The sequence below is a fragment of the Oceanimonas sp. GK1 genome, assembly GCF_000243075.1.
In the GTDB taxonomy this organism is placed as follows: Bacteria; Pseudomonadota; Gammaproteobacteria; order Enterobacterales; family Aeromonadaceae; genus Oceanimonas.
In genome coordinates this window covers 1,930,819-1,953,965 of sequence record NC_016745.1, presented here as the reverse complement: position 1 = coordinate 1,953,965, position 23,147 = coordinate 1,930,819, and the positions used below count along the sequence as shown (strand labels likewise).

25 protein-coding genes are annotated in these 23,147 nt (G+C 59.9%); 5 read left to right on the top strand and 20 right to left on the bottom strand.

Annotated features, from left to right (window positions below; genetic code table 11):
* Nucleotides 1-12: 12 nt before the first annotated feature.
* The 11 genes from GU3_RS09295 to GU3_RS09250 form a co-directional block, all read right to left on the bottom strand.
* Nucleotides 13-489, bottom strand: a complete 477-nt coding sequence (locus tag GU3_RS09295; RefSeq protein WP_014292274.1) for a TadE/TadG family type IV pilus assembly protein — start codon at nt 487-489, stop codon at nt 13-15.
* A complete protein-coding gene (locus tag GU3_RS09290) occupies nt 486-968 on the bottom strand; it encodes a TadE/TadG family type IV pilus assembly protein (RefSeq protein WP_237711126.1) in 483 nt (160 codons plus the stop codon). The genes GU3_RS09295 and GU3_RS09290 overlap by 4 nt, the downstream gene beginning before the upstream one ends.
* On the bottom strand, nt 965-2,413 hold the full coding sequence (locus tag GU3_RS09285) for a TadE/TadG family type IV pilus assembly protein (RefSeq protein ID WP_014292272.1): 1,449 nt from the start codon (nt 2,411-2,413) through the stop codon (nt 965-967). The genes GU3_RS09290 and GU3_RS09285 overlap by 4 nt, the downstream gene beginning before the upstream one ends.
* 11 nt (nt 2,414-2,424) lie before the next feature.
* Nucleotides 2,425-2,694, bottom strand: coding sequence for a hypothetical protein (locus GU3_RS09280; RefSeq protein WP_014292271.1), 270 nt, complete (start codon nt 2,692-2,694; stop codon nt 2,425-2,427).
* Nucleotides 2,695-2,722: 28 nt separating this feature from the next.
* A complete protein-coding gene (locus GU3_RS09275) occupies nt 2,723-4,132 on the bottom strand; it encodes a type II and III secretion system protein family protein (RefSeq protein WP_014292270.1) in 1,410 nt (469 codons plus the stop codon).
* A gap of 80 nt (nt 4,133-4,212) precedes the next feature.
* Nucleotides 4,213-5,007 carry a Flp pilus assembly protein CpaB gene (gene cpaB / locus GU3_RS09270; RefSeq protein ID WP_014292269.1) on the bottom strand — a complete coding sequence of 265 codons (795 nt, stop codon included), beginning with the start codon at nt 5,005-5,007 and terminating at the stop codon, nt 4,213-4,215.
* Between the two features lie 44 nt (nt 5,008-5,051).
* Nucleotides 5,052-6,287, bottom strand: a complete 1,236-nt coding sequence (locus tag GU3_RS09265; RefSeq protein WP_014292268.1) for an ATPase AAA — start codon at nt 6,285-6,287, stop codon at nt 5,052-5,054.
* 94 nt (nt 6,288-6,381) lie between these two features.
* The gene (locus GU3_RS09260) at nt 6,382-6,900 is read right to left on the bottom strand and encodes a prepilin peptidase (protein ID WP_237711125.1); all 519 of its coding nucleotides are present in this window, start codon (nt 6,898-6,900) and stop codon (nt 6,382-6,384) included.
* A 51-nt stretch (nt 6,901-6,951) separates the two neighbouring features.
* Entirely contained in the window at nt 6,952-7,164 is a 213-nt protein-coding gene (locus tag GU3_RS16735) for a Flp family type IVb pilin (protein ID WP_083829452.1), read from the bottom strand.
* Between the two features lie 396 nt (nt 7,165-7,560).
* Nucleotides 7,561-8,892 carry a L,D-transpeptidase family protein gene (locus GU3_RS09255; protein WP_014292266.1) on the bottom strand — a complete coding sequence of 444 codons (1,332 nt, stop codon included), beginning with the start codon at nt 8,890-8,892 and terminating at the stop codon, nt 7,561-7,563.
* 48 nt (nt 8,893-8,940) lie between these two features.
* Nucleotides 8,941-9,285 (bottom strand): hypothetical protein, encoded by a 345-nt coding sequence (locus tag GU3_RS09250; RefSeq protein ID WP_014292265.1) that lies wholly within the window; start codon nt 9,283-9,285, stop codon nt 8,941-8,943.
* Between the two features lie 112 nt (nt 9,286-9,397).
* Here GU3_RS09250 and asnS point away from each other — a divergent pair, with 112 nt between their 5' ends.
* Nucleotides 9,398-10,798 carry an asparagine--tRNA ligase gene (asnS, locus tag GU3_RS09245; RefSeq protein ID WP_014292264.1) on the top strand — a complete coding sequence of 467 codons (1,401 nt, stop codon included), beginning with the start codon at nt 9,398-9,400 and terminating at the stop codon, nt 10,796-10,798.
* A 277-nt stretch (nt 10,799-11,075) separates the two neighbouring features.
* Here asnS and GU3_RS09240 read toward each other — a convergent pair whose 3' ends face one another.
* The 9 genes from GU3_RS09240 to GU3_RS09200 all read right to left on the bottom strand — a co-directional run bounded on the left by GU3_RS09240 (nt 11,076) and on the right by GU3_RS09200 (nt 18,218).
* Nucleotides 11,076-12,368 (bottom strand): NCS2 family permease, encoded by a 1,293-nt coding sequence (locus GU3_RS09240; protein WP_014292263.1) that lies wholly within the window; start codon nt 12,366-12,368, stop codon nt 11,076-11,078.
* Between the two features lie 193 nt (nt 12,369-12,561).
* A complete protein-coding gene (locus GU3_RS09235; protein WP_014292262.1) occupies nt 12,562-13,113 on the bottom strand; it encodes a HupE/UreJ family protein in 552 nt (183 codons plus the stop codon).
* A complete protein-coding gene (gene ureG / locus GU3_RS09230; protein WP_041543082.1) occupies nt 13,110-13,757 on the bottom strand; it encodes an urease accessory protein UreG in 648 nt (215 codons plus the stop codon). The genes GU3_RS09235 and ureG overlap by 4 nt, the downstream gene beginning before the upstream one ends.
* Before the next feature lie 4 nt (nt 13,758-13,761).
* Nucleotides 13,762-14,448, bottom strand: a complete 687-nt coding sequence (locus tag GU3_RS09225; protein ID WP_202798255.1) for an urease accessory protein UreF — start codon at nt 14,446-14,448, stop codon at nt 13,762-13,764.
* Nucleotides 14,414-14,866 carry an urease accessory protein UreE gene (ureE, locus tag GU3_RS09220; RefSeq protein WP_014292259.1) on the bottom strand — a complete coding sequence of 151 codons (453 nt, stop codon included), beginning with the start codon at nt 14,864-14,866 and terminating at the stop codon, nt 14,414-14,416. Before ureE ends, GU3_RS09225 begins: the two co-directional genes overlap by 35 nt.
* A gap of 125 nt (nt 14,867-14,991) precedes the next feature.
* Nucleotides 14,992-16,698, bottom strand: a complete 1,707-nt coding sequence (gene ureC / locus GU3_RS09215; RefSeq protein WP_014292258.1) for an urease subunit alpha — start codon at nt 16,696-16,698, stop codon at nt 14,992-14,994.
* On the bottom strand, nt 16,695-17,015 hold the full coding sequence (locus tag GU3_RS09210; protein WP_014292257.1) for an urease subunit beta: 321 nt from the start codon (nt 17,013-17,015) through the stop codon (nt 16,695-16,697). Before GU3_RS09210 ends, ureC begins: the two co-directional genes overlap by 4 nt.
* A 9-nt stretch (nt 17,016-17,024) precedes the next feature.
* The gene (locus GU3_RS09205) at nt 17,025-17,327 is read right to left on the bottom strand and encodes an urease subunit gamma (RefSeq protein WP_014292256.1); all 303 of its coding nucleotides are present in this window, start codon (nt 17,325-17,327) and stop codon (nt 17,025-17,027) included.
* Nucleotides 17,328-17,351: 24 nt separating this feature from the next.
* Nucleotides 17,352-18,218 carry an urease accessory protein UreD gene (locus GU3_RS09200; protein WP_014292255.1) on the bottom strand — a complete coding sequence of 289 codons (867 nt, stop codon included), beginning with the start codon at nt 18,216-18,218 and terminating at the stop codon, nt 17,352-17,354.
* A 356-nt stretch (nt 18,219-18,574) separates the two neighbouring features.
* Between GU3_RS09200 and GU3_RS09190 the strand changes: the two genes are divergently transcribed.
* From GU3_RS09190 to torD, 4 genes are read left to right on the top strand one after another with little or no spacing between them, the layout of a single operon-like run.
* Nucleotides 18,575-18,742 carry a periplasmic nitrate reductase, NapE protein gene (locus tag GU3_RS09190; protein WP_014292254.1) on the top strand — a complete coding sequence of 56 codons (168 nt, stop codon included), beginning with the start codon at nt 18,575-18,577 and terminating at the stop codon, nt 18,740-18,742.
* A gap of 45 nt (nt 18,743-18,787) precedes the next feature.
* Nucleotides 18,788-19,975: a pentaheme c-type cytochrome TorC gene (gene torC, locus GU3_RS09185; protein ID WP_014292253.1), complete on the top strand. Its 1,188-nt coding sequence runs from the start codon at nt 18,788-18,790 to the stop codon at nt 19,973-19,975.
* Between the two features lie 9 nt (nt 19,976-19,984).
* Complete coding sequence (gene torA, locus GU3_RS09180) at nt 19,985-22,456, top strand: trimethylamine-N-oxide reductase TorA (RefSeq protein WP_202798297.1); 2,472 nt, start codon at nt 19,985-19,987, stop codon at nt 22,454-22,456.
* On the top strand, nt 22,456-23,127 hold the full coding sequence (torD, locus tag GU3_RS09175) for a molecular chaperone TorD (RefSeq protein WP_014292251.1): 672 nt from the start codon (nt 22,456-22,458) through the stop codon (nt 23,125-23,127). The genes torA and torD overlap by 1 nt, the downstream gene beginning before the upstream one ends.
* The last annotated feature ends 20 nt before the right edge of the window (nt 23,128-23,147 follow it).

Sequence of the window (23,147 nt, the reverse complement as noted above, 5' to 3'; positions counted from 1 at the left end):
GCGACTCCATTATTAGAAACAATCAATCACGCCATCCGGTGTTTCACCCAGACTTTCGGCTCTGACCACGGTTGAAAAATTGGGGCTGAACATGGAAAGATCGACGGACAGCGGCAATATCATTTCAAAACGGTAGTTAACAATGCCGGCTCTTACATAGTGAGGCAGCTCGGTTCCCGACACTGGGATAAAACCATCTGTCAAATACTCGATGTTCACGTTACTCCCGGTTAATCCCGGCACTCCGCCCCCCAGCCTGCTGGCAACCGAGTCTGCTACAGAAACACTTTCATCGGGAGAGCATACGGTCGCCACCCTGGCCGCTTGTCGGGTAACCTCGTTCAGCACAGACCAGGTATAAAGCAGACGGCCCAGCTCCATCACCGCAAAGAGTACAAGAAACACCACAGAGCCAACGATGGCAAACTCTACCACGGCCAGGCCTTGCTGCTTGCTTTTCCCTGATTTACTCACCTGGATCACCCTCATTTCACTCTCACTGTCATGTTGGTACTCAATGGAAAATCAAGAGATATGGTGCCGGCAACAAAGGTATTGAATTCACTTCCAAAAACAGGTTGCCAGCTGTAGCTAACACCGATATCCGAATAATAGTTTCCACTATCAGCAGGAAGTTCATAAATACCACTGAAACTGACATTATCTTTGGAAAGCCCCTGCAATACCGGATTCCCGGCTCCGGCGGCATTACCATAAACAATAATATTTTTTATGGCACTTTCCTTTTCAGCTCTGGTTATCGGGTTATCAACATAAGTGCCCATTCTGTCCATGGACAAAGCACCACCACGCAATGCCTGGGTCAAAGTGGCATACTGATACAGAGCCCGACCAAACTCGCCGATGGCCAGCATCAGCAACAACATCAGCGGCAGAACAAGGGTTGCTTCAACGGCCGCCAGGCCTTTCTGTTTACCGGCGTGCTTTACAAACAAGGAGCGCATCATGAATCTCCACTGTCGGTATCATTATATAAAACCAGCCTAGGTTGGCTGAAGCCTGAGTCATCACTCGTTCCATCACCATCAGCACCACATTCCGGAATCAGTTCACCTACAATATATTGACTAAGTCCGTTACCGGTTACTTCCTGATTAAGGAAAATACAGGCCACACCAATTATGGGAATGTTTTTACCTACATCCTCTCCGCCAACTGCGACTGGGACCTTAACAATACGTCTACCATCAAGGCAGTCGACATTGCTTCCACTTTCAATATACGCCTTATAGGTATCTATTTTTTGTTCATATTGATAATAAGTTTGCATCCCATTAAAATCATCCTGATATTTTTGTATTGCATTTTTCTCACCTCCATTAGAGGCAGATTCTTTCAGCTCTTCAAATAAGGTGTCAACTTCACTTTTTGTTGTACTACCATCATTAAGCAACTCTTCTAGATAACCAACCAACTTATTGTCTTTAAAGTCTAATACGTCAGCACTGGACAAACCACAGTCAGAATAAAAGTCATCTGGCCCAGCATACTCTGCCTCTACAGTCGGCGCTTTAAACTTACCTGGATTGTAAATATTAAACCGAGTATTCAGACCCTGCCTTGTAGGGCCAGCCATATTACCTTTCTCACTATCTTCATTTGTAATTGTCAATGTGCAGTTAGGATCAGTCTCGGAGCATTCATCAACCTCGTAGTCTTCATTAATACTAATGCAGTGCCCACCTGCCAAGCCGTCACGATAGGCATCGGCACCATTCTGATCATCCAGCTTCAGAGCTTGAAAGTTACCTGGCGCCATATTAGGCTCACCGGCAGCCGGCGACTTAATCACCATAATATCGCCGGGTTCATTACCTGAGGCCATTTTATATCCATAACCTTCTTTACCTACGTCATCCTGACCCACCAGCATGAGTAGCGGCACCACATCACAAATTTCTTTTCCTTTTTCCGGAGCTAAAGAGCCCACCACTGCTGATGCTCTCACCTGCCAGACATCTACCATTAACTGGGAAAAAAACTGGGTAACAGGGACAGTTTCCATTCTCACCCTCAGGTACTTGGCTGCGGGGTCATCAATGGGTTCAAAAGGCACAGGCTTGAGAGAGAATTCAACTGTTACAGTTTCTGCCAACTTAGTGGTATCCACATTCATTTTCTGAAAGCCTTCTCCTTCAAATATGGCTTTCAGGGTCTCTATTACCGCTTTTTCGGCCTCTGCCTGGGTATTTTTATCCTCATCACTCAAGGAGAGTGTTTTTCCTCCGCTCAACGCCGCCGAATCCACCGCATCCTGAACCCGGGTTTTATTTAGTAACAAATACCCGCCGTCCAGGGCCAGGGCGGTAAAGCCGAGCAATACGAACAGCGCCACCGTCACCAGAACCAGTACGGCGCCTTTCTGTTTGTTGTGGTGTGGTAGCACGTTCATGACGTTACTCCTTAATCACCAAAGTTCAGGGTAACCTGGGTTTTGCCTTCGGCCGGGGCCTCAGCGCCTGAAACGTACTTGTCGTGCAGCGACACGCCGTATTCCCCGTTCAGGGTAAGGGCGGCCAGCTTGCCGTCGTTGCGGGCGGCGGCACCGGGGTCGAGCACCTGCAGGGTGTCGAGGTCTTTGGTGTCCTGGCCCATATCAAAACCGTAGTAACGTTCACTGGCGCAGCCGGTCAACACGGCGGCGGTCAGCAGGGTCAGCAATAACTGTTTCATGGTGGTTCTCCTTGTTCTGCCTGGGCCGCTACAGCGACTGACCATAGGTCTGCTCCATGCCGCCTTCATGCATGGCCGGGTTAACGCCGGTGTTGCCACTTTGCTCGGTAGCGGGCGCCCCGTCGCTCACGCGATCCCGGTGGGACATGCGGCCCAGCAGGTAAAACTCCAGATCATTGGGTTCAATAAAGCCGTCGGTGGGCAGGGTGACCTGCTGCTTGTTGAAGGGGCGTACCAGACGGGGGGTGACCATGATCACCAGCTCGGATTCGCCCTTGGCAAAGCTGCGGCTGGTAAAGAGGTTGCCCAGCACGGGAATGTCGCCGGCAAAGGGCAGCTGGCTGACCGACTCCCGAGTATTTTCACTGAGCAGGCCGGCAATGCTGATGGTCTGGCCGTCGCCCAGCTCCACGGTGGTGCCGGCGCTGCGCTTGCTGAGGGCGGTAATGTCACCGAACAGCGGCACGTTGGCGGAGTTGGCCACCACCGGCTCGCTGACGGTTACGTTCAGGTTAAGGTTGATTTTGCCGCTGCCCAGCACCACGGGGGTGAACTTGAGGCCCACCCCGAATTCCTTGAATTCCACCGCTATCCCGTCTTCGGTGGGCACCGGCACCGGATATTCACCACCGGACAGAAATTCGGCGGACTGGCCGCTGATGGCGGTAATGCGCGGCTCGGCCAGCACTCGGGCCAGGCCGCGGGTTTTGGCCAGATCCAGCGCCACGTTGAACACGGTGTCGGCACTGGCAAAGCCACCAATCACGGTGTTGGTACCAAAATTCTGCAACTGGCTTACGCTGTCGCGCAGCAGTGAAAAGCCCCAGTTGCCGGAGCGCTCCACCAGCTCAAAGGCCGACTCCCAACTGCGGGAAGTGTCCCGGGCCACTTCGGCCACGGTCACTTCCAGCATCACCTGCTGGCCGCCGCCCACACTCATCATGTTCATCACCTCGGAGCGGGCGGTGCCCCCCTCAGCGGCCACCACATAACCCCGGGCCAGCTCGTAGGCGGCATTGAGCCGGTCAAGGTTGGACACCTCGCCGCTGACCACCAGCTGCCCCTGGGAGGTATGCACCTGAATGGGTTCATTGGGCAGAAAGCGGTACAGGCGCTCTTTCAGCCCCTGCAGATCGTGGCTGACTTCAATGTCGTACACCTGCATCAGGTTGTCGTTCATGTCCCACACCATCAGGTTGGTATGGCCCAGCGACTTGCCCACCAGATACAGCTCCCGGTCCTGCAGCACCAGCACATCGGCAATGGCCGGGTTGCCCACCGACACCCGGCTGGCGGGCCGGTCGAGCATCAGCGAGCGGGACTTGTGAATGGGCAACTGCATTTCATTGCCCGCCTCGTTCAGGCTGCCGCCGGCCATTACCGGGCCGGTTGCCGCCAGCAGGGTTGCCCCCAATATGCTTGCCAACAGGGCTTTCATAGCCACCTCCATGTGCACTAATCGTTGAATTGTTATCGTTCGTTGTTTTAATTCGTTGTTTTAATTAATTGTTCTGGTTATCAGCTTTTTACCGGCACCTGTTGCTGGCTGGTGCCCTTGATGAGATCGATGGTGGAAGCCCGGGGCCGCACCGCCTGGGGGGCCGGCTCGGGCTCGGCTGTGGCCTGGGGCTCGCTGGCCACGGCGGCCACGGTGTCGAGTTGCAGGTCCTGTTCGTCGTTGGGGTTGCGCAGGGCCAGCTGAATGCGGCCATTGGAGCTGGCGTTCACCAGCCGCTCGGCCTGCTCGGGGTTCACTTCCAGGGTAACGGCGCGCACCAGCTTGGGGCGGTTTTCATCGGTATGCTGGGTTTGATCCACCGCCAGCACCTTGAGGTTTTTCAGCACGGTGCGGGTCATGCTGCCTTCGGTAAACAGAATATCGACCCGGTTGCCCGGCAGCAGAAAACCGGCCACGCCAATCACGTCGTTCACCCGCACGGTTACCGCCCTCATGCCCGGCTCCAGCAGCACGGAAAGGGTACTGCCCTCGCCCACCGGCGCCAGCCGCTCCCGGCGCAGCACATCACCCCGGTAGAGGTTGTTTTTGGCCACCATGTTCTGGGCTTCTTCCATGGTGGTGAGGGCGCCGGGCGGCACCAGGCGGGTGTCGATGTCTTTCAGTTGCACGTGAATGGGTTCAATGGGGGCGCCGGGCACCAGATCGACCGCCGCCACCACCACCTGGGTGGTATCGCCTTCGGCTTTGGCCTTGGCGGCCTCGCTTTGCTGGTTGAGCCAGTTGTTGGCCATGATGGCCGCCGCCACGCCAAAGCCCACGGAGAGAACGAACAATAACAGAGTACGTGTTTTCATAACCGGATCCTTGGTTTATACGTTGCTCCACGGTGGGAGTATAGTCAGTGCACGCAGTACATGTGCCAGGCCTTGGTTAAAATCTCTTCATTCAACGGCTGATTGGCCTGACCGTTGAAATGCATAATGTCCCGGGCAATGCCCAGAATATCCCGCGGATAACAGGCAATCAGGGGTTTATTGCTGCCCTGGTGCAGTTTGTCCACCATTACACGAAATACTTCGTCGGTGGCGGACAGCCGATATTTCTCCAGGTTCATGTTCCAGATTTTCCGGTACAAGTCTTCCGGCATGGCCTGTAATTGCAGTTTGTAACCCAGGCGGCGCAAAAAGGCCTCGTCGGCAATGGACTCCGGATCCAGGTTGGTGGAAAACACCAGTATCTGTTCAAAGGGAATATCAAAATGCAGGCCATTGGGCAGGGAAAGAAAATCCCGCCGCTCTTCCATGGGCACAATCCAGCGGTTAAAGAGTTCGTCGGCAGAAAAACCCTGGCGACCCAGGTCATCAATTAAAAACACGCCGTTATTGGCTTTCATTTGCAGGGGCGCACTGTACTGGCGGGACTGGCGGTCGAAATGCACCTCCAGCATATCGAGTTTAAGCTCGCCCCCCACCATCACCAGCGGACGCCGGCAGGCAATATAGCGGGCGTCCTGCTCCGCTTCGTTCTGCTCCGTCCGCCAGTGATAAAGCGGGTCGAACACCGGAATAATGGTGTTCTGAATGGCGATGGCGTGAGGCACATAAATATGCTCGTCGAACACTTTGTTAAAACGGTGGCACAAAAAGCTTTTGCCGGTACCGGCGTGGCCGTAAATCAGCAGGGGCCGGCGGGAGTTGAGGGCCGGGCCCAGCACGTTAACCAGCTCATCACTGATGACCATATCACTGAGGGCGGCTTCCAGCCGCTCCCGGCGAATGCTGCGCTCGCCCAATGACTGGGCCAGTACCAGACGGTTGTAATCGGCCAGCAGTATGGGCGCCGGACCGATGTAGCCGTCCCGCTCGTTCAGCACCTGGGCCTCGTATTGCCCTTTTTGGGTGAGAGCAAAGCGAATGGGCTCGTCCATGCGGCCCGAGGCGCGCACCTCCACCAGTTGCAGGGTTTTCAGCTCCTGCAACAGGGGCTCGACAATGCTGCCGCGCAGGCACAGCCGCTCGGCAAGCAGAGGGAGCGACAGCGACGCCTCTTCCTGCAAATGACGCAGGCAGAGGCGAAACAGCAATTCCTTGGAAAGACCAGTATCGGCCAGGGTTTTAGGTTTGGGCAGGTACATCCGTGTGACCTCCTTGCAAAAGCGGCACGCTTTTGAGCTGTAAGCTTTAAGCTGTCAGCTGTAAGTTAAAAACCTGATAGCTGATAGCTGATAGCTAAGATACCAGGGTGTAAATCTGGTATTTATTCAGAATAACCGCCAGGGCCGCACCCAGGGCCAGGGCCGGGCCGTAAGGCACTTTTAGTCCGGCCATTTCATTGTCTACCGGTGCCAGATAGCGACGGGTGCCCAATATAATGCCGTAGCGGCTGAAGGTGGCTTTAACCCCCTGCCAGCCGACTTTTCGCCAGGCCAGTACCAGCACTAGCGGCAGGCCAATGATCAGGCCATAGAGCAACCCTTCCAGAAACACCTGCCAGCCGGTAAAGGTGGCAATGGCCATGCCGAGCTTCACATCGCCGCCGGCAAAGATACGCAGCACAAAAAACGGAAACAGGATAATAAAGGAATACACCAGCCCGGATAAGGCAAAGGCCGGACCTTCACCAATAAGGGCATGAAAGGCCAGCGCCAGCGGAATAAAACTCAACGTCAGCCAGTTGGGAATCTTGTGGCGGGTCAGATCCGTCCAGCACACCGCCATCAGAAATAGCAATAATGGTAGCTGTTCCATAGCATCACCAAAAACTGAGCGAGAGCATAACTCTCGCTCAGTTAAACTTAATTAAACACAAGTCTCAGTACCACCTGCAGTACTTGCTGCCGCAGTTCCCAAATCAGTACAAAGGTCAGTCATTACGTTAGCAACGTTACCTCCTAACCCAACAAATGCAGTCACAACACCCGCAGCCACCAGTCCACCCGCAATCGCATATTCCACTACGGTCAGACCTTCTTCATCATTTACCAGACGCAGCAATTCTTTGGCAATAAACATAAGAAAACCCTCTTTCCTTGATTGTGTTTTCAGGTCCCTGCATTACAGAAAACCTTCCTGGTCAATACTTACCCTTTCAATTAACGCATTTCACACTAAACGTCTTTTTTCGTCTTTTTTAACCATTTCACTTTAAACATTAATTTAAAGTGTGGCACTATCTGTGCCTGTATTCCCCATATAGTCTCGCGGCCTCCCTTTCGCTTGATTATATGTTCCGGTACTTATTAGTCTCTTAAGTACCGGGCCTTAAGCGTTGTGCTTGTTATTAGTTATAGCGCAGTTACTTCAGGAGCAAGGCGTTTTATTAGTGCAAGTTTCCGAATGTTCGCCGCCCGTTTCCGTCCTATTGTTCATGTTTTTCGTTTGGTTCCCTGCTTGGGTTCCTTTTGGCACTTATCCCGCCTCGTTGGCGGTGCGGTTTTTGCCGTATACATCCCCGGCAAACACCAGGCTGCCGCCCTCGCTCCAGGCGGTGAAATACACCATATACACCGGCAGCCGCTCGGGGGGCGGCAGCACCTGGGTGCGCTCGTGCTCGGGCACTTGCCAGCCCAGGCCACTGGCCAGGGCATCAGGCTCGGCCAGGCGCACGCAGCCGTGGCTGAGCGCCCGCCGGTCGCGGCCGAACAGGGATTTATCGGGGGTGTCGTGCAAATACACACTGTGGCGGTTTTGCATCTCGAACTTGAGCCGTCCCAGGGCATTGGCCGGGCCGGGCTGCTGCACCAGGCGCAAGCCGGGGGGCGGACGGTGCCAGTCGATGCTGGACGGCAGCACAGGCGTATTTTCTCCGGGCAGCCAAGCGGCAAAGCCGTTGCGGTCGAGGTAACCGGCATCCCGCTGCTGGGCCGGCAGCAGGTCTTCCCGCACTATGTTGGCGGTGGGGGTCCAGTCGGGGTTCACCTTGAGGGCATCGATATGGGTAGCCAGCTCCGGCGTGGGCCAGTCGGGCCGCCCTACGATGACCTTCATCGCCAACTGGGGGCGGCCTTCCCGCACCAGGGTCAGCCGGTAGGAAGGAATGTTGATCAGCACATAGTCACGGGTGGCGGGCGGCAGCCTGAGCCAGCGGCGCAGGTTGGTTTTTATCTCGGCGCGCAGCTCGGCGGGTGAGCGGTTTATCAGGGCCCGGGTCGCCTGGTTCAGCCCGCCGGTCACCTCCAGGCCGCCGGCCCGTTGCAGGGCGGCCAGGGTTTCGCTTAAGGGCGGGTCCAGCACATCGGCGCGGCCCACGGGTGCCGGCACGTGCCGGCCCAGCTCGGCCAGCCGTTGGCGCAATGCCGGGATGGCCCCGTCCCGCTCGCCGGGGCGCACCTCGGGGCCGGGGGGTAACGGAGTGTAATCCGTTACGTTCGCCAAACGATGGTAATGACGCTGCAGCTCGCGGTAGCCGTGGTAATCGGGAGCCTGGTCGGCCATGTAGGCGGTGAGGTGTTGTTGCCGAATGGCCTGCTCAAAGCCCTCGGTGCGCCAGTGGGCCGGCAGGGTATATTGGGCAAAGCGCTCCCGCGCTTTCAGCACGGCGCGCCACTCCTGAGTAAGCCAGTCATCCCGCTCGGCCGGGCTCATGGCCGCCAGGGTGCGCTCATCGAACAATAACAGGTGCTGAAGCTGTTGCCCGGCTTCATTAAGTGCGCCCTCGGTGTGCCACAAGAGCCGGGCCGAGGCCTGAGCACTCAGCAGCAAGGTCGCGGTTAACAACAGACTAAACAGTATTCTTGCCATAACGTCCCCTCCCTGGGTCATTACAACAAGTATGGCCAACTTTGTTTTCTAGGCAGGGTAAAAGTAGAACAGCAGCAGGGTGAAAGTGGCGGCGGCGGCCAACATCACCAGATAGACCTTGAGATACTGGCTGTGGCGCCGGCCCTTGAGGTGCACCAGGGTAAAGGTGGTCACCGCCAGCCCCAGCGCGCCCCAAATGCCTAAGTGAAACCACAGTGTCGGCAGGGTCAGCCAGCCGGTGCGCACTTCCACCTCGAGATAGCGCAAATAGCCGTATTCCTGCTCGGGCCGGCCGTAGTGAAACAGGATAAGCAGCAGGAAGTAGAGCGTCCAGCCACCGCCGGTGAGTGCCGCCAACAGGGCGCCGAGCCGGTCTTTGCGTTGCTTCGCCATGGCCCCTCCCATCTTTTGCTTGAGTCCTGACCCCACACGGGTAACATTAGCTTCCTTATGTATAGTGTATCGGCCCGGGGCCGGTTTAGTTTAAAGCTGGAGAGCGATTTACATGACCCACGCATCCGTAACTGATGTGCTGGCGGGCAAATATGCCGTTGGCACCCCCCTTACCGTAAAGGGGTGGATTCGCACTCGCCGTGACTCCAAGGCGGGAATTTCGTTTTTGGCCATTCACGACGGCAGCTGCTTCAATCCGGTGCAGGCCGTGGTGCCCGAAAACGTGGCGAATTATCAGTCTGAAGTGGTGCGTTTAACCACCGGCTGTTCGGTGGAAGTGACCGGCACCGTGGTGGAGTCCCAGGGCCAGGGCCAGGACTTTGAGCTGCAGGCCACCGAGGTAAAGGTAGTGGGTTGGGTGGACGATCCCGACACCTACCCCATGGCCGCCAAACGCCACTCCATTGAATATCTGCGGGAATACGCCCACCTGCGCCCGCGCACCAACCTGATCGGCGCTGTGGCCCGGGTGCGTAACTGCCTGTCTCAGGCGCTGCACCGCTTCTTTCATGAAAACGGCTACATGTGGGTGGCCACGCCCATCGTGACCGCCTCCGACTGTGAAGGCGCCGGCGAAATGTTCCGGGTGTCCACCCTGGATCTGCACAACCTGCCGCGCACCGACAAGGGCGACATCGACTTTGGTGAAGACTTCTTTGGCAAGGAGGCGTTTCTGACCGTGTCCGGCCAGCTGAACGCCGAAACCTATGCCTGCGCCCTGAGCAAGGTGTATACCTTTGGCCCCACTTTCCGCGCCGAAAACTCCAACACCAGCCGCCACCTGGCGGAATTCTGGATGGTGGAGCCGGAGCTGGCCTTTGCGGATCTGGACGACGCCGCCCGCCTCGCCGAAGACATGCTGAAATACGTGTTCAAGGCGGTGCTGGCCGAGCGCATGGACGACATGACCTTCTTTGCCGAGCGGGTGGACAAAAACGCCATTACCCGGCTGCAGAGCTTTGTGGAAAAAGACTTCGCCCAGGTGGACTACACCGATGCGGTGGAGATCCTGAAGCAGTCCGGCAAACAGTTCGAGTTCCCGGTGGAATGGGGCGTGGACCTGTCGTCCGAGCACGAGCGTTACCTGGCGGAAGAGCACTTCAAGGCGCCGGTGGTGGTGAAGAACTACCCGAAAGACATCAAGGCCTTCTACATGAAGCTGAACGCCGACGGCAAAACCGTGGCGGCGATGGACGTGCTGGCCCCGGGCATTGGCGAGATCATCGGTGGCTCCCAGCGGGAAGAAGTGCTGGAAGTGCTGGACGCCCGCCTGGAAGAAATGGGCCTGAACAAGGATGACTACGGCTGGTACCGGGACCTGCGCCGCTACGGCACCGTGCCCCACGCCGGCTTTGGTCTGGGCTTTGAGCGCCTGGTGGCCTACGTGACCGGCATGGGCAACGTGCGCGACGTGATCCCCTTCCCGCGCACCCCGCGCAACGCAGACTTCTAAGCGTTTAACGCCAAATAACAGCAAAAGCCCCGGTTTCGGGGCTTTTTTGTATTTATACCAATCGGAATAAACATTGATTCATTGTGTATCTGAGCCGTAGGCGCCGCTTTAGCTGGCGCTAGCCTGAAGACTACTGTGTCTTCAAGGCCTGTTGCACAGGCTCTGCCGACTAAAGTGGCAGCTACAACAGGGCCGAAAACAGATCACTTGCTTAATGTAATTGGTATTCATTGTCCGCTTCGCGCCAAAAAGCGGGCAAGCTGCCCGCGCTCCAGAATCACACCCCAAAGGCAAATTTCAGCGCAAACAGCACCGCCAGGGCCCAGACCACCGGGCTTACCTCGGCGGCGCGGCCGGACAACACCTTGACCGCCACAAAACTGATAAAGCCAAAGGCGATGCCGTTGGCGATGGAAAAGGTGAAGGGCATCATCACCAGCACCACCACGGCGGGCACGGCCTCGGTAATGTCGTCCCAGTGCAGGTGAGCGAGTTGGGCCAGCATCAGCACCGCCACATACACCAGGGCACCGGCGGTGGCATAGGCCGGCACCATGCCCGCCAGGGGCGAAAACAGGATAGCGGCAATAAACAGCAGGCCGGTCACCACGGCGGTCAGGCCGCTGCGCCCGCCCACCGCCACGCCGGCGGTGCTTTCCACGTAGGAGGTGGTGGTGGACGTACCCAGCAGGGAGCCGGCAATGGAGGCGGTACTGTCGGCCAGCAGGGCGCGGCCCAGGCGCGGCAGCCGGCCTTGCTCGTCCAGCAGTTTGGCCCGCTGGGCCACGGCGATCAGGGTGCCTGAAGTATCGAACAGGTCCACAAACAGAAAGGCGAAGATCACCGACAGCATGCCCACGTTAAAGGCGCCGGCAATATCCAGCTGCAAAAAGGTGGGCATGATAGAGGGCGGCGCCGAGACGATGCCCTGGTATTCCACATCACCAAAGGCCAGCCCCAGGCCGGTGATCACCAGAATGCCAATCATCACGGCACCGCGCATGCCCCGGGCGGCCATGCCGATGATCAGGAAAAAGCCCAGCACCGCCAGCCCGGCCTGCAAGCCGGTGACATCTCCCAGGCCCACCAGGGTGGCCGGGTTGTCCACGATAATGCCGGCGCTTTTCAGCCCCACCAGCGCCAGAAACAGGCCGATACCGGCGGCAATGCCGAGCTTCAGCGGTTTGGGAATGGCGTTGATGATCCACTCCCGCACCTTGAACAGGCTGAGCAGCACGAAAATACAGCCGGAGAAGAACACCGCCCCCAGGGCGCTTTGCCAGCTGTAGCCCTCGGTCAGCACCACCGTGTAGGTGAAAAAGGCATTGAGGCCCATGCCCGGCGCCAGGGCAATGGGGTAGTTGGCCGCCAGCCCCATGATAAAACACCCCACTGCCGCCGCCAGGCAGGTGGCCACAAACACGGCGCCGTAGTCCATGCCCGCTTCCGACAGAATGGCCGGGTTCACGAAGATGATGTAGGCCATGGTGAGAAAGGTGGTGATGCCCGCCACCACTTCCTGGCGGACATTGGTATTGAGCTCTTTGAGCCGGAAATACTGTTCAAGCATGGGAATAACCTTGCAAGGGGGGATTAAAACGAAATTATCGACCCAATCGGAACTTTTGGCAACGCGGTGGCGGCCTGCCTGACCAGGAAGGCCGCATTTTAGAGTGACCCCCTCCCCTTTCCAAGGGGAGGGCTGGGGTGGGGTTGTGTTAACCCCCTCCCGGCCTCCCCCTTGTTTAAGGGGGAGGAGGTGATTATATCGCTGCCAGCAGGCCAACGCCGGCCACGGCAAAACCAAATACCCGCAACAGGGCATCGTGCAGATGGCGGGCGGCGAGCCAGCCGGCGCCATGGAGCAGACCGGTGGCCAGTACAAAGCCCGCCATAAAGGTCATGGCCGAGCCGGACGCCGGGGCTTCCAGGCCATGGGCATTGCCATGAAACAAACCAAACAGGATGCACAGCAGCATCAGGCCGCGGCCCGCACCGGCCAGGTTGGTGGCGAGCAGGCCGCCCAGCACCACCATGGAAGCCAAGATCACCGGCTCCACCGCCGGCAGGCCCAGGCCCGCCATGCCCAGGGTGGCGCCCGCCACCATGGCTGCCACAAAGGCCAACGGCAGGCGCCAGCCCTGTTGTTCCTTGTCGGCCATGGCCAGCATGCCCACCGCCACCATGGCCAGCAGGTGATCCCAGCCCATGACGGGGTGCAGCAGGCCGGCGGCAAGGCTGCCCTCACCGTGACCGGGGTGGGCAAAAGCGGCGGCGGGCAACAGCGCCGCCAGAGTAACGAGGGTTTTGTTCATGCAGGCTCTCCGTTAATGGCAAAATCGTCGGGCAGCGGTCGCAACATGCCCGCTTGCTGAATAAAGCGAATGATTTCAAACAGGCCGTCGCCGCGTATCAGGTTGGTAAACACAAAGGGCCGCGCGCCGCGCATGCGCCTGGCGTCTCTGTCCATCACCTCCAGCGAGGCATTCACCATGGGCGCCAGATCGGTCTTGTTGATGATCAGCAAATCCGACTTGGTGATACCGGGGCCGCCCTTGCGGGGGATTTTGTCACCGGCACAGACGTCGATGACATACAGGGTAAGATCCGACAGCTCCGGGCTGAAGGTGGCGGAGAGGTTGTCGCCGCCGCTTTCCACCAGCACCAGCTCCAGGCCGGGATGGCGCTGTTGCAGGGTGTCGATGGCCGCCAGGTTCATGGAGGCGTCTTCCCGAATGGCGGTGTGCGGGCAGCCGCCGGTTTCCACGCCGAGAATACGGTCTTCTTCCAGGGCTTGATGGCGCAGCAGAAATTCGGCGTCTTCCCTGGTGTAAATGTCGTTGGTGACCACCGCCAGGCTGTAGTGACGGCGCAGGGCCGCGCACAGCTGGCGCAGCAGTGCCGTCTTGCCCGAGCCCACCGGCCCTCCCACGCCAACGCGCAAACAGTGTGTACTCATGGTTTCAACTCCGGAATAAACGGGAATATTGGGTTTCATGCAGGGCACTGGCCTGCACCTGACCGGGCAGGCCCAACCCCAATTGGTTATCGTCAAGCCTCTCGGCCACGTTCAGCGCGTGAATGAGCCCGGGCTTCAGCGCCAGCAGCAGCCGCTGCACCGAGGTCTGCCCCAAAGGCAGAGTCTTGGCGGCCACCGCCAGCTGGTTTTCCAGCCAGCTCCAGGCAAACCCCAGGGCGGCGGTGCGGGCACTCAGGTCCCAGCTTCGTGCCGCCAGCGCCCAGGCGCTCATCAGCGCCGGAGGCGCGGGCAGCATGGCCACCTCCACCCCCTGCCCTTTCAGCAGCCGCACCAGGGCCAGGGCCTGCTGTTTGTCTTCAAACAGCAGCTCGCGGGTTTCCCGGCTGGCACGAAGAAAGTCGTTCCAGTAGACCATCGTCTGCTCCTGCTCCGCCGCCAGGGCCTCGTACAGACGCAACAGTACCGGCAGATCGAGGTGGGCCAGGCTCTGCAAGGCAACGGCGAGCCAGGCCTGCAGCCGGGTTTCATCGTTCACCCAGCCCAGTTCAATGGCCGACTCCAGTCCGGCGGACCAGGCAAAGCCACCAATGGGCAAGGACGGGCTGGCCAGGTGCAGCAGCCCGAGCAGTTCGTTGTCAGTGGTCATGGTGATGATGACCACCCAGGCCATGGTAGGCCCCGGACTCGGGATGAAACGGCACATGGTCCCGTTCCAGCCTGAGCCCCAGGTGTTCGGCCAGGTGCTCCAGCACATGATCGTAAGCAAAGCGCAGCCAGCATTCGCCAATCTCCAGGGTGACGTGGCGGTTGCCCAGGTGATAACAGGCGCGGGTAAAAGTGGGCCAGTCGGGGGCATGGGCGGTGATCACCGGCTCGGCCCCGGCGCGCACCTCAAATACCCGGCCGACCTCGCTCACCAGCTTGTCTCCATCCATCAGCACCCGGCCCCGCTCCAGAAACAGCCCAAGCTCGGTACCGCCATCACTGATGGCACGCAGCCGCCCCTTTCGACGCAGCTCAAAGGGCAGGGTCAGGGTATCGTCGGCCGGTGCATCGGTCTGGCCCAGGTTTTGGGTGATTCTCAACATTTGTTTCCTCCGCATATCAGTCATTCTTGTCGCATTTGCCTGCTTCACCTTGCCACCAGCCCTGGATTCCCGCCTTCGCGGGAATGACGAAGAGAACGCGGGAACGACGTTCCTTATCACTCCTCTTAAAACAGGGAATACAGCTGGGCCAGGGGCAGTACGGTGGCGGGCTCGCAGGTCAGCAGCTCGCCGTCGCACAGCACCTCGTAGGTCTGGGCGTCCACCTCGATGTGGGGCGTGGCGCCGTTGTGGATCATGTCCGCCTTGGTAATGTCGCGGGTATGCTCGCAGGCCACCAGCCGGCGTTTGAGGCCCAGCTTGCCGGGCAGATCACGGGCCAGCGCTGCCTTGCTGACAAAAGTCAGGCTGCTGGCGGCGGCCGCATGGCCAAAGGCGCCGAACATGGGGCGGTAGTGCACCGGCTGGGGCGTGGGAATGGAGCCGTTCACGTCCCCCATCGGGGCCCAGGCAATGGTGCCGCCCTTGATGATTAAGGCAGGCTTGATGCCGAAAAAGGCCGGGCTCCACAGCACCAGATCCGCCAGCTTGCCGGTTTCCACCGAGCCCACCTCGTGCCCCACCCCGTGGGCGATGGCCGGGTTGATGGTGTATTTGGCGATATAGCGTTTCACCCGGTAGTTGTCGGCGCCGGCAATGGGCTCTTGTGGCAACGGGCCGCGCTGCACCTTCATTTTGTGGGCGGTCTGCCAGGTGCGGCAGACCACCTCACCCACCCGGCCCATGGCCTGGCTGTCGGAGGACATCATCGAAATCACCCCCAGATCCTGCAAAATGTCTTCGGCGGCGATGGTTTCCTTGCGAATGCGCGAGTCGGCAAAGGCCACGTCTTCGGGAATGGCCGGATCCAGATGGTGGCACACCATCAGCATGTCGAGGTGTTCGTCCACGGTATTGATGGTGTAGGGCCGGGTCGGGTTGGTGGACGACGGCAGCACGTTGGGCAGGCTGCAGGCGGTCAGAATATCGGGGGCATGACCGCCGCCGGCCCCTTCGGTATGAAAGGTGTGAATGGTACGGCCCTTGAAGGCACCCAAGGTGTCTTCCACAAAGCCCGACTCGTTGAGAGTGTCGGAATGAATGGCAATCTGCACGTCGTACTCGTCCGCCACCGACAGGCAGCAGTCGATGGCCGCCGGGGTGGCGCCCCAGTCCTCGTGGATTTTGAGCCCCATGGCCCCCGCCTCCAGCTGCTCGCGCAGGGCCTCGGGCCGGCTGGCACAGCCCTTGCCGAGAAAACCAAAGTTCATGGGCAGGCCGTCGGTGGCCTGCAGCATGCGGGCAATGTGCCAGGCACCCGGGGTGCAGGTGGTGGCCTTGGAGCCGGTGGCAGGACCCGTGCCGCCGCCAATCATGGTGGTCATGCCCGCGCACAGGGCCTCTTCCGCCTGCTGGGGACAGATGTAGTGAATGTGGGTGTCCACGCCGCCGGCGGTGAGAATATGCCCTTCGCCGGCAATCACCTCAGTGCCCGGCCCCACATTGATGGTGACACCGTCCTGAATGTCGGGGTTGCCGGCCTTGCCAATGGCGTGAATGCGGCCGGCCTTCAGCGCCACGTCGGCCTTGACGATGCCCCAGTGATCCACGATCAGCGCATTGGTGATGACGGTATCCACGCTGTCGGCGCGCACCGCCTGACTCTGCCCCATGCCGTCGCGGATCACCTTGCCGCCACCGAACTTGACCTCTTCGCCGTAGAGGGTGAGATCTTTTTCCACCTCAATCCACAGCTCGGTATCGGCCAGGCGCACCCGATCGCCGGTGGTGGGGCCAAACATGTCGGCATAGGCCGCACGGCTGATCTTGCTCATGGCTGTTCTCCTTGCAGCGGGCCCATGACCTTGCCGCGAAATCCATATACATGGCCGCGACCACCCATGGCCACCAAGGTCACGGTGCGGTGCTGGCCCGGCTCAAAGCGCACCGCGGTGCCGGCGGCAATGTCGAGGCGAAAGCCATGGGCCTGTTCGCGATCCAGCAGCAGTGCCGGGTTGACCTCGGCAAAGTGATAATGGGAGCCCACCTGAATGGGCCGGTCGCCGGTGTTGGCCACGGTGATGGTGCGCCGCTCACGGCCAGCATTCAGCTCAATGTCGCCGGCGGCCAGTTGCAGTTCTCCGGGGATCATGAGGTCTCCTTACTGAATCGGATCATGCAGGGTGACCAGCTTGGTGCCGTCGGGAAAGGTGGCTTCTACCTGCACCTCCCGCACCAGGGCCGGCACGCCGTCCATCACCTGCTCCCGGGTCAGCCAGGTGCGGCCCTCGCCCATCAGCTCGGCCACGGTGCGCCCGTCCCGGGCCCCTTCCATTACCGCCGCCGACAGGTAGGCCACCGTCTCGGGGTAGTTGAGCCGCAGGCCCCGGGCCAGCCGGCGCTCGGCCAGCAGGGCGGCGGTAAACAGCAGCAGCTTGTCTTTTTCTCTTGGGCTGAGCTCCATGGTGACGACTCCAGTAATAAAAAATCAGGTAAACCAGATGCGGGGGAAACAGGCCGGACGCTCCAGCATGGCGGGGCGAATAAGCTCCCAGGCTTGCCACATGCCGGCGCGGCAGGCATTCATATCGTTCCCGAGGTAGCGCACCAGCAGCACGCCCAGGCGCTCGGTCACGCTGAAGCCCTCGGGCAGCGCCTGGCGCAGGGCAGTGATCAGCTCATCATCCAGCCCCGGGCCCACCGCCAACAAGGTGCCGAACACGCAACGGCCGTTGAGGCCAGCCCGGCCCCGGTGCACCCCGTCTCCCGCCTGCAACTGCAGGCGCTCGTTCAACAGCAACCGGCCTGCTCGCCACAGCTGCAGCCGCTGGCTCAGGCTGCCTTCATCAAACCAGTGTTCACCGGCGGGACGGCCCAGGCACACCAGCTCCCAGCCGATAAAACGGGCGTTTTCGGCCAGCTCGATATGCAGGTCGAGGCCGGCGTTGGCGCCCCGGTAAAGGATGGTTTCCTGGGGCAGCCATTCCAGCTCGGCGTTTTCCTCGAGCCGCAACCGTACGCGCTGCCCCTGGGCCACGCCGGCGCTGTCCTGGCGGTACACCTTGCCCGCCGAGGGGGTGGTCAGCAGCCCCTGGCTGCCCGGCTGTGCCTGCACCTCTATGCGTAAACGATCCCCGGACACCAGGCCGCCGGGCGGGTGCAACAGGTAAAGATGGCAGGGCTGGCCTTCCGGATAAAACGGTCGCTGAATACGCAACGGACCACTGAAGGTCATGCGCTTTACCTGGGTGCAGTTCAGGCCGCTGACCAACTGCAGGCTCAGTTGCGCCGACCACTGACGGCCCGGGCCGTAACCGGCAGATGAGGAGCGCGAGGCGGTATGACACAGATGCATAGGGTGGCTCGGAACATAAACAGACTGACAGCACTGAATGCATTAACCGCGCCAAAATATAAAAACAACGTAAATACAATGAGTTAAAAAATTCATGTCGTTCATTAGCCGGTCAGAGTTCATTTCAATTGAATCCCGCTCACCAGGTTGGCACAGCGTTCGGAACCAAAGCACCAGCCTGGTGCAGTCCAGGTCTTGAAGTCGCAACCCCTGCCGGCTGAAAAACAACCATGCAATCTGCAGGGTCTTGATGGATTGACGGGGATCAACTAAGCCTTGCAGCGCAGCGCCTATACTCATTCCAGGCTTTGGCAGGGATCTGTCGGTGCACCCCTGCAAACAAAAAGGTACCCACCATGAACAACAACTCCTCCGGCCGTGCATCCACCAAAGGGCGAGAGTGGCTGTCGCTGCTCTTTATTACTCTGGTGTTCTTTCCCGTACTCAGCATTATCTGCGTTGGCGGTTATGGCTTTGCCGTATGGATGCTGCAGCTCATCTTTGGCCCCCCCGGCCATGGTTGAACCGCCCTGCCTGTTTAATCACGACTCTGTCAAGCGAGCTGCATCATGAAAAACCTTATTTGCAAACTCTGGAACACCCTCAGGCGGCCTGCCGTTCACCTCAGCCTGGGCGCCGTGACCCTGGTGAGTTTTGTGGCCGGCATTATCTTCTGGGGCGGCTTCAACACCGCGCTGGAAGTCACCAATACCGAGCAGTTTTGCATCGGCTGCCACGAGATGCAGGACAACCCCTATCAGGAACTGCAAGGCACGGTGCACTGGTCCAACCGCTCCGGCGTGCGCGCCACCTGTCCCGACTGCCACGTGCCCCACGACTGGACCGACAAAATTGCCCGCAAGATGCAGGCCAGCAAGGAAGTCTGGGGCAAGGTCTTCGGCACCATCGATACCCGGGAAAAATTTCTGGAAAAACGCCTGGAGCTGGCCCAGCACGAGTGGGCGCGGCTCTCTGCCAACGGCTCGCTGGAATGCCGCAATTGCCACGATTACAACAGCATGAACTGGGAGGTGATGTCCGACGAGGCGCGCCGCTTTATGAAACCCGCCGCCGAGCGTAACCAGAGCTGCATTGACTGCCACAAAGGCATTGCCCACCACCTGCCCGAACAGATGACCTTCAAGGATCCGGCCCTGGACCAACTGGAGCAACGGGCCCAGGGCCTGAGCCCGGACGAGGGCGAACGCTATTACACCGTCAAGGCCATCACGCTTTATCTGGATGAGGCACGTACTCAGCCCGCCGGCGAGCTGGAAGCGGCAAGCCCGGTGACCCTGCTGGAAGAAAGCGGCGACAGCGTCAAGCTGCAGGTGCCCGCCTGGCGCAAGACCCGGGGCTTTGGCCGCGTGCTGTATGAAGACTTTGGCATGAACATCACCAGCCTGGTGCTGGAGAAGGAAGTGGCCCAGGACGACAGCCTGGTGCAGGTGCTTGACGAGGCTAAGGTAGACGAGCTGACCGGCCTGCCCTGGGAGCCGGTGGAAGTGACCCTGTGGGCCGAGCAAGGGGCCTTGCTGCCGGAAGCGGAAGATCTCTGGGGCTATGCCCGGGATACCTACCGCAGCGCCTGCAGCGTGTGTCACTCCCAGCCTGCCGAGGCGCACTTTGACGCCAACACCTGGCCGGGCATGTTCGCGGGCATGGTGGGCTTTACCAATATGGATGCCGCTACTCAGGCCCTGGTGCTGAAGTATCTGCAGAAACATTCGTCCGACTACGCCGACGGCGCGCATTAAGGAGCGAACATCATGGCAATTTCGAGAAGACGTTTTCTTCAGGGGCTGGCGGCGGGCTCGGCCGCGGCCCTGATTGGTCCCGGCCTGCTGGTGCGCTCCGCCGAGGCGGCGGTCACCGCCGAGGGCAGCTGGAAAATGGCCGGCTCTCATTGGGGCGCGTTCAAGGCGCTGGTCAAGGGCGGCGTGGTGGCCGAGGTCAAACCCTTTGAGCTCGATCAGCACCCTACCGACATGCTCAACGGCATTCAGGGACTTATCTACAATCCGTCGCGCATTCGCTACCCCATGGTGCGGCTCGACTGGCTGAAAAACCGCCACAACAGCGACACCGCCCAGCGCGGCGACAACCGCTTTGTGCGCGTGACCTGGGACGAAGCCCTGGACCTGTTCCATGAAGAGCTGGAACGCATACAAACCCAGTACGGCCCCTCGGCGTTGTATGCTGGCGCCACCGGCTGGCGCCAGACCGGTCAGTTCCACAGCTGCGGCAGCCATATGCAGCGGGGCGTAAACCTGCACGGCAACTTCGTCAGCAAGGTGGGCGACTACTCCACCGGCGCCGGCCAGGTGATCATGCCCTATGTGCTGGGCTCCACCGAGGTCTACGACCAGGGCACTTCCTGGCCGCTGATCCTGGAAAACACCAAGACGCTGATCTTGTGGGCCAACGATCCGTTCAAAAACCTGCAGGTGGGCTGGAACTGTGAAACCCACCAGGCTTACGGCTATCTGGCGCAACTGAAAGACAAGGTCGCCAGCGGCGATATGCGCGTTATCTGCGTGGATCCGGTGCGCTCCAAAACCCAGCGCTACCTGGAATGCGAACACCAGTATATTCACCCGCAAACCGACGTGGCCTTTATGCTCGCCCTGGCCCACACCCTGTACAGCGAAAAGCTGCACGACGAACAATTCCTGGGCACCTATACCCTGGGTTTTCAGCCCTTTATGGACTACGTGCTGGGCAAGACCGAAGACCAGGTGGAGAAAACCCCAGAATGGGCCGCCGCCATCTGCGGCATTGAGGCCGACGCCATTCGCGACTTTGCCCGCCTGATGGCATCAAACCGCACCCAGCTGATGTTTGGCTGGGCCATTCAGCGCCAGCAACACGGCGAGCAGCCCTACTGGGCCGGCGCCGTGCTGGCCGCCATGCTGGGCCAGATTGGCCTGCCCGGTGGCGGCATCAGCTATGCCCATCACTACAGCTCCATCGGCGTGCCCGGCACCAGTGCCAGTGCCCCGGGCGGTTTTCCCCGCAACCTGGATCCGGGTAAAAAACCGGTGCACGACAGTGAAGACTTCAAGGGCGCCAGCCGCATTATTCCGGTGGCCCGCTGGATTGACTGTCTGCTGGAGCCGGGCGGCAAGATTCAGTACAACGGCAGTGACGTCACCTACCCCGACATCAAAATGTGTGTATTCAGCGGCTGTAACCCCTGGCATCACCACCAGGATCACAACCGCATGAAGCAGGCGTTTCGCAAGCTGGAAACCGTGGTGACCATTGATTACTCCTGGAACGCCACCTGCCGCTTCTCGGATCTGGTGCTGCCCGCCTGTACCCAGTTTGAACGCAACGACATCGACATTTACGGCTCCTACGTCAAGCGCGGCCTGCTGGCCATGCACAAGCTGGTGGATCCGCTGTTCCACTCCCGCAGTGACTTCGACATTTTCACCGAGTTGTGCCGCCGCTTTGGCCGCCATGAGGAATACACTCAGGGCAAGGACGAACGCCAGTGGCTGGAGCAGCTTTACAACGAGTGCAAGGCCGCCAACGAAGGCAGCTACCCCATGCCCGACTTCGACCAGTTTTGGGAAGCCGGCTACGTGGACTTTGGCGAGGGCGAAAACTGGGTGCGCCATGCGGACTTTCGGGAAGACCCGGAAGTCAATGCCGTGGGCACCCCCTCGGGCTTTATCGAGATCAGCAGCCGCAAGATTGGCAGCTACGGCTACGACGACTGCAAGTCTCACCCGGTGTGGATGGAAAAGGCCGAGCGTTCCCACGGCGGCCCGGGCTCCGACAAGCACCCGCTGTGGCTGCAGTCGGTACACCCGGATCAACGCCTGCATTCGCAAATGTGCGAGTCGGATGAATACCGTGCCACCTATGCGGTACAAGGCCGGGAGCCCATTTACATCAACCCCGGTGACGCTGCCGCCCGGAACATCGCCGACGGCGATCTGGTACGGGTCTTCAACGACCGGGGCCAGCTGCTGGCCGGCGCCCGCCTCTCGGATCATTACCCGCCGGGGGTGGTACGCATTCACGAAGGCGCCTGGTATGGCCCTGTTGATGCCAGCATTGGGGCGCTGGATACCTATGGCGACCCCAACACCCTGACCCTGGACGTGGGTACCTCCAAGCTGGCCCAGGCGCCCAGCGCCAACACCTGCCTGGTGGAGATCGAAAAATTTACCGGCGACGTGCCGGCGGTCACTTCCTTTGGTGGCCCGCAACTGGTGGAGATCTGATGACCCAATCCCTTCCGGCAGGCACCGCCCTGCCCTCGTTTTCAAGGGAGCACTGGCAACGGCAGGCACTGCTGTGCCAGTGGCTGGCCACCCTGATGAGCCAGGAGCTGGACGACGCAACCCTGGCCGCCTACCAGGCCGGAGACGCCGCACCCCTGCTGGCCTGGCTGAGTGAGGACGGCCTGACGGCCGAAGCCGGTGCCCTGGACACGGCCATTAATGGGCTGTCTCTGCTTGCACACCCGCGCCTGGAGCTGGCGGCGGACTTCGCCACCCTGTTCTTGAGCGATGCCCGCCACAGCGCCGCGCCCTACGCCTCCTGTTACCTCAGCGAGCGGGGCGGCTTTATGGCGGAGCCCACCCAGCGCATGGCGGCGCGACTGGCGGATGCCGGCGTCACCCTGCCCGATGATTTCAAAGAGCCCGCCGATCACCTGGCGGTGATGCTCGACTACCTCGCCGGCGGCTATCGCCAGCTGGCGGAGCTGAACGGCCCGGCGCAGGCCCCGGTGCTGGCCGGCCTGGCCCAGTTTCTGCGTGAAGAGCTGTGCAACTGGCTGCCGACCTTTCGCCACCGCTGCCGGCATGCTGCCACCACCAGCCCTTTCTACCCAGCCCTGGCGGCCCTTATCACCGGCTTTTGCCAACAACGGCTGCTGGAGGCCGGTTAAGGGCGCGCGCCAATAAAAAA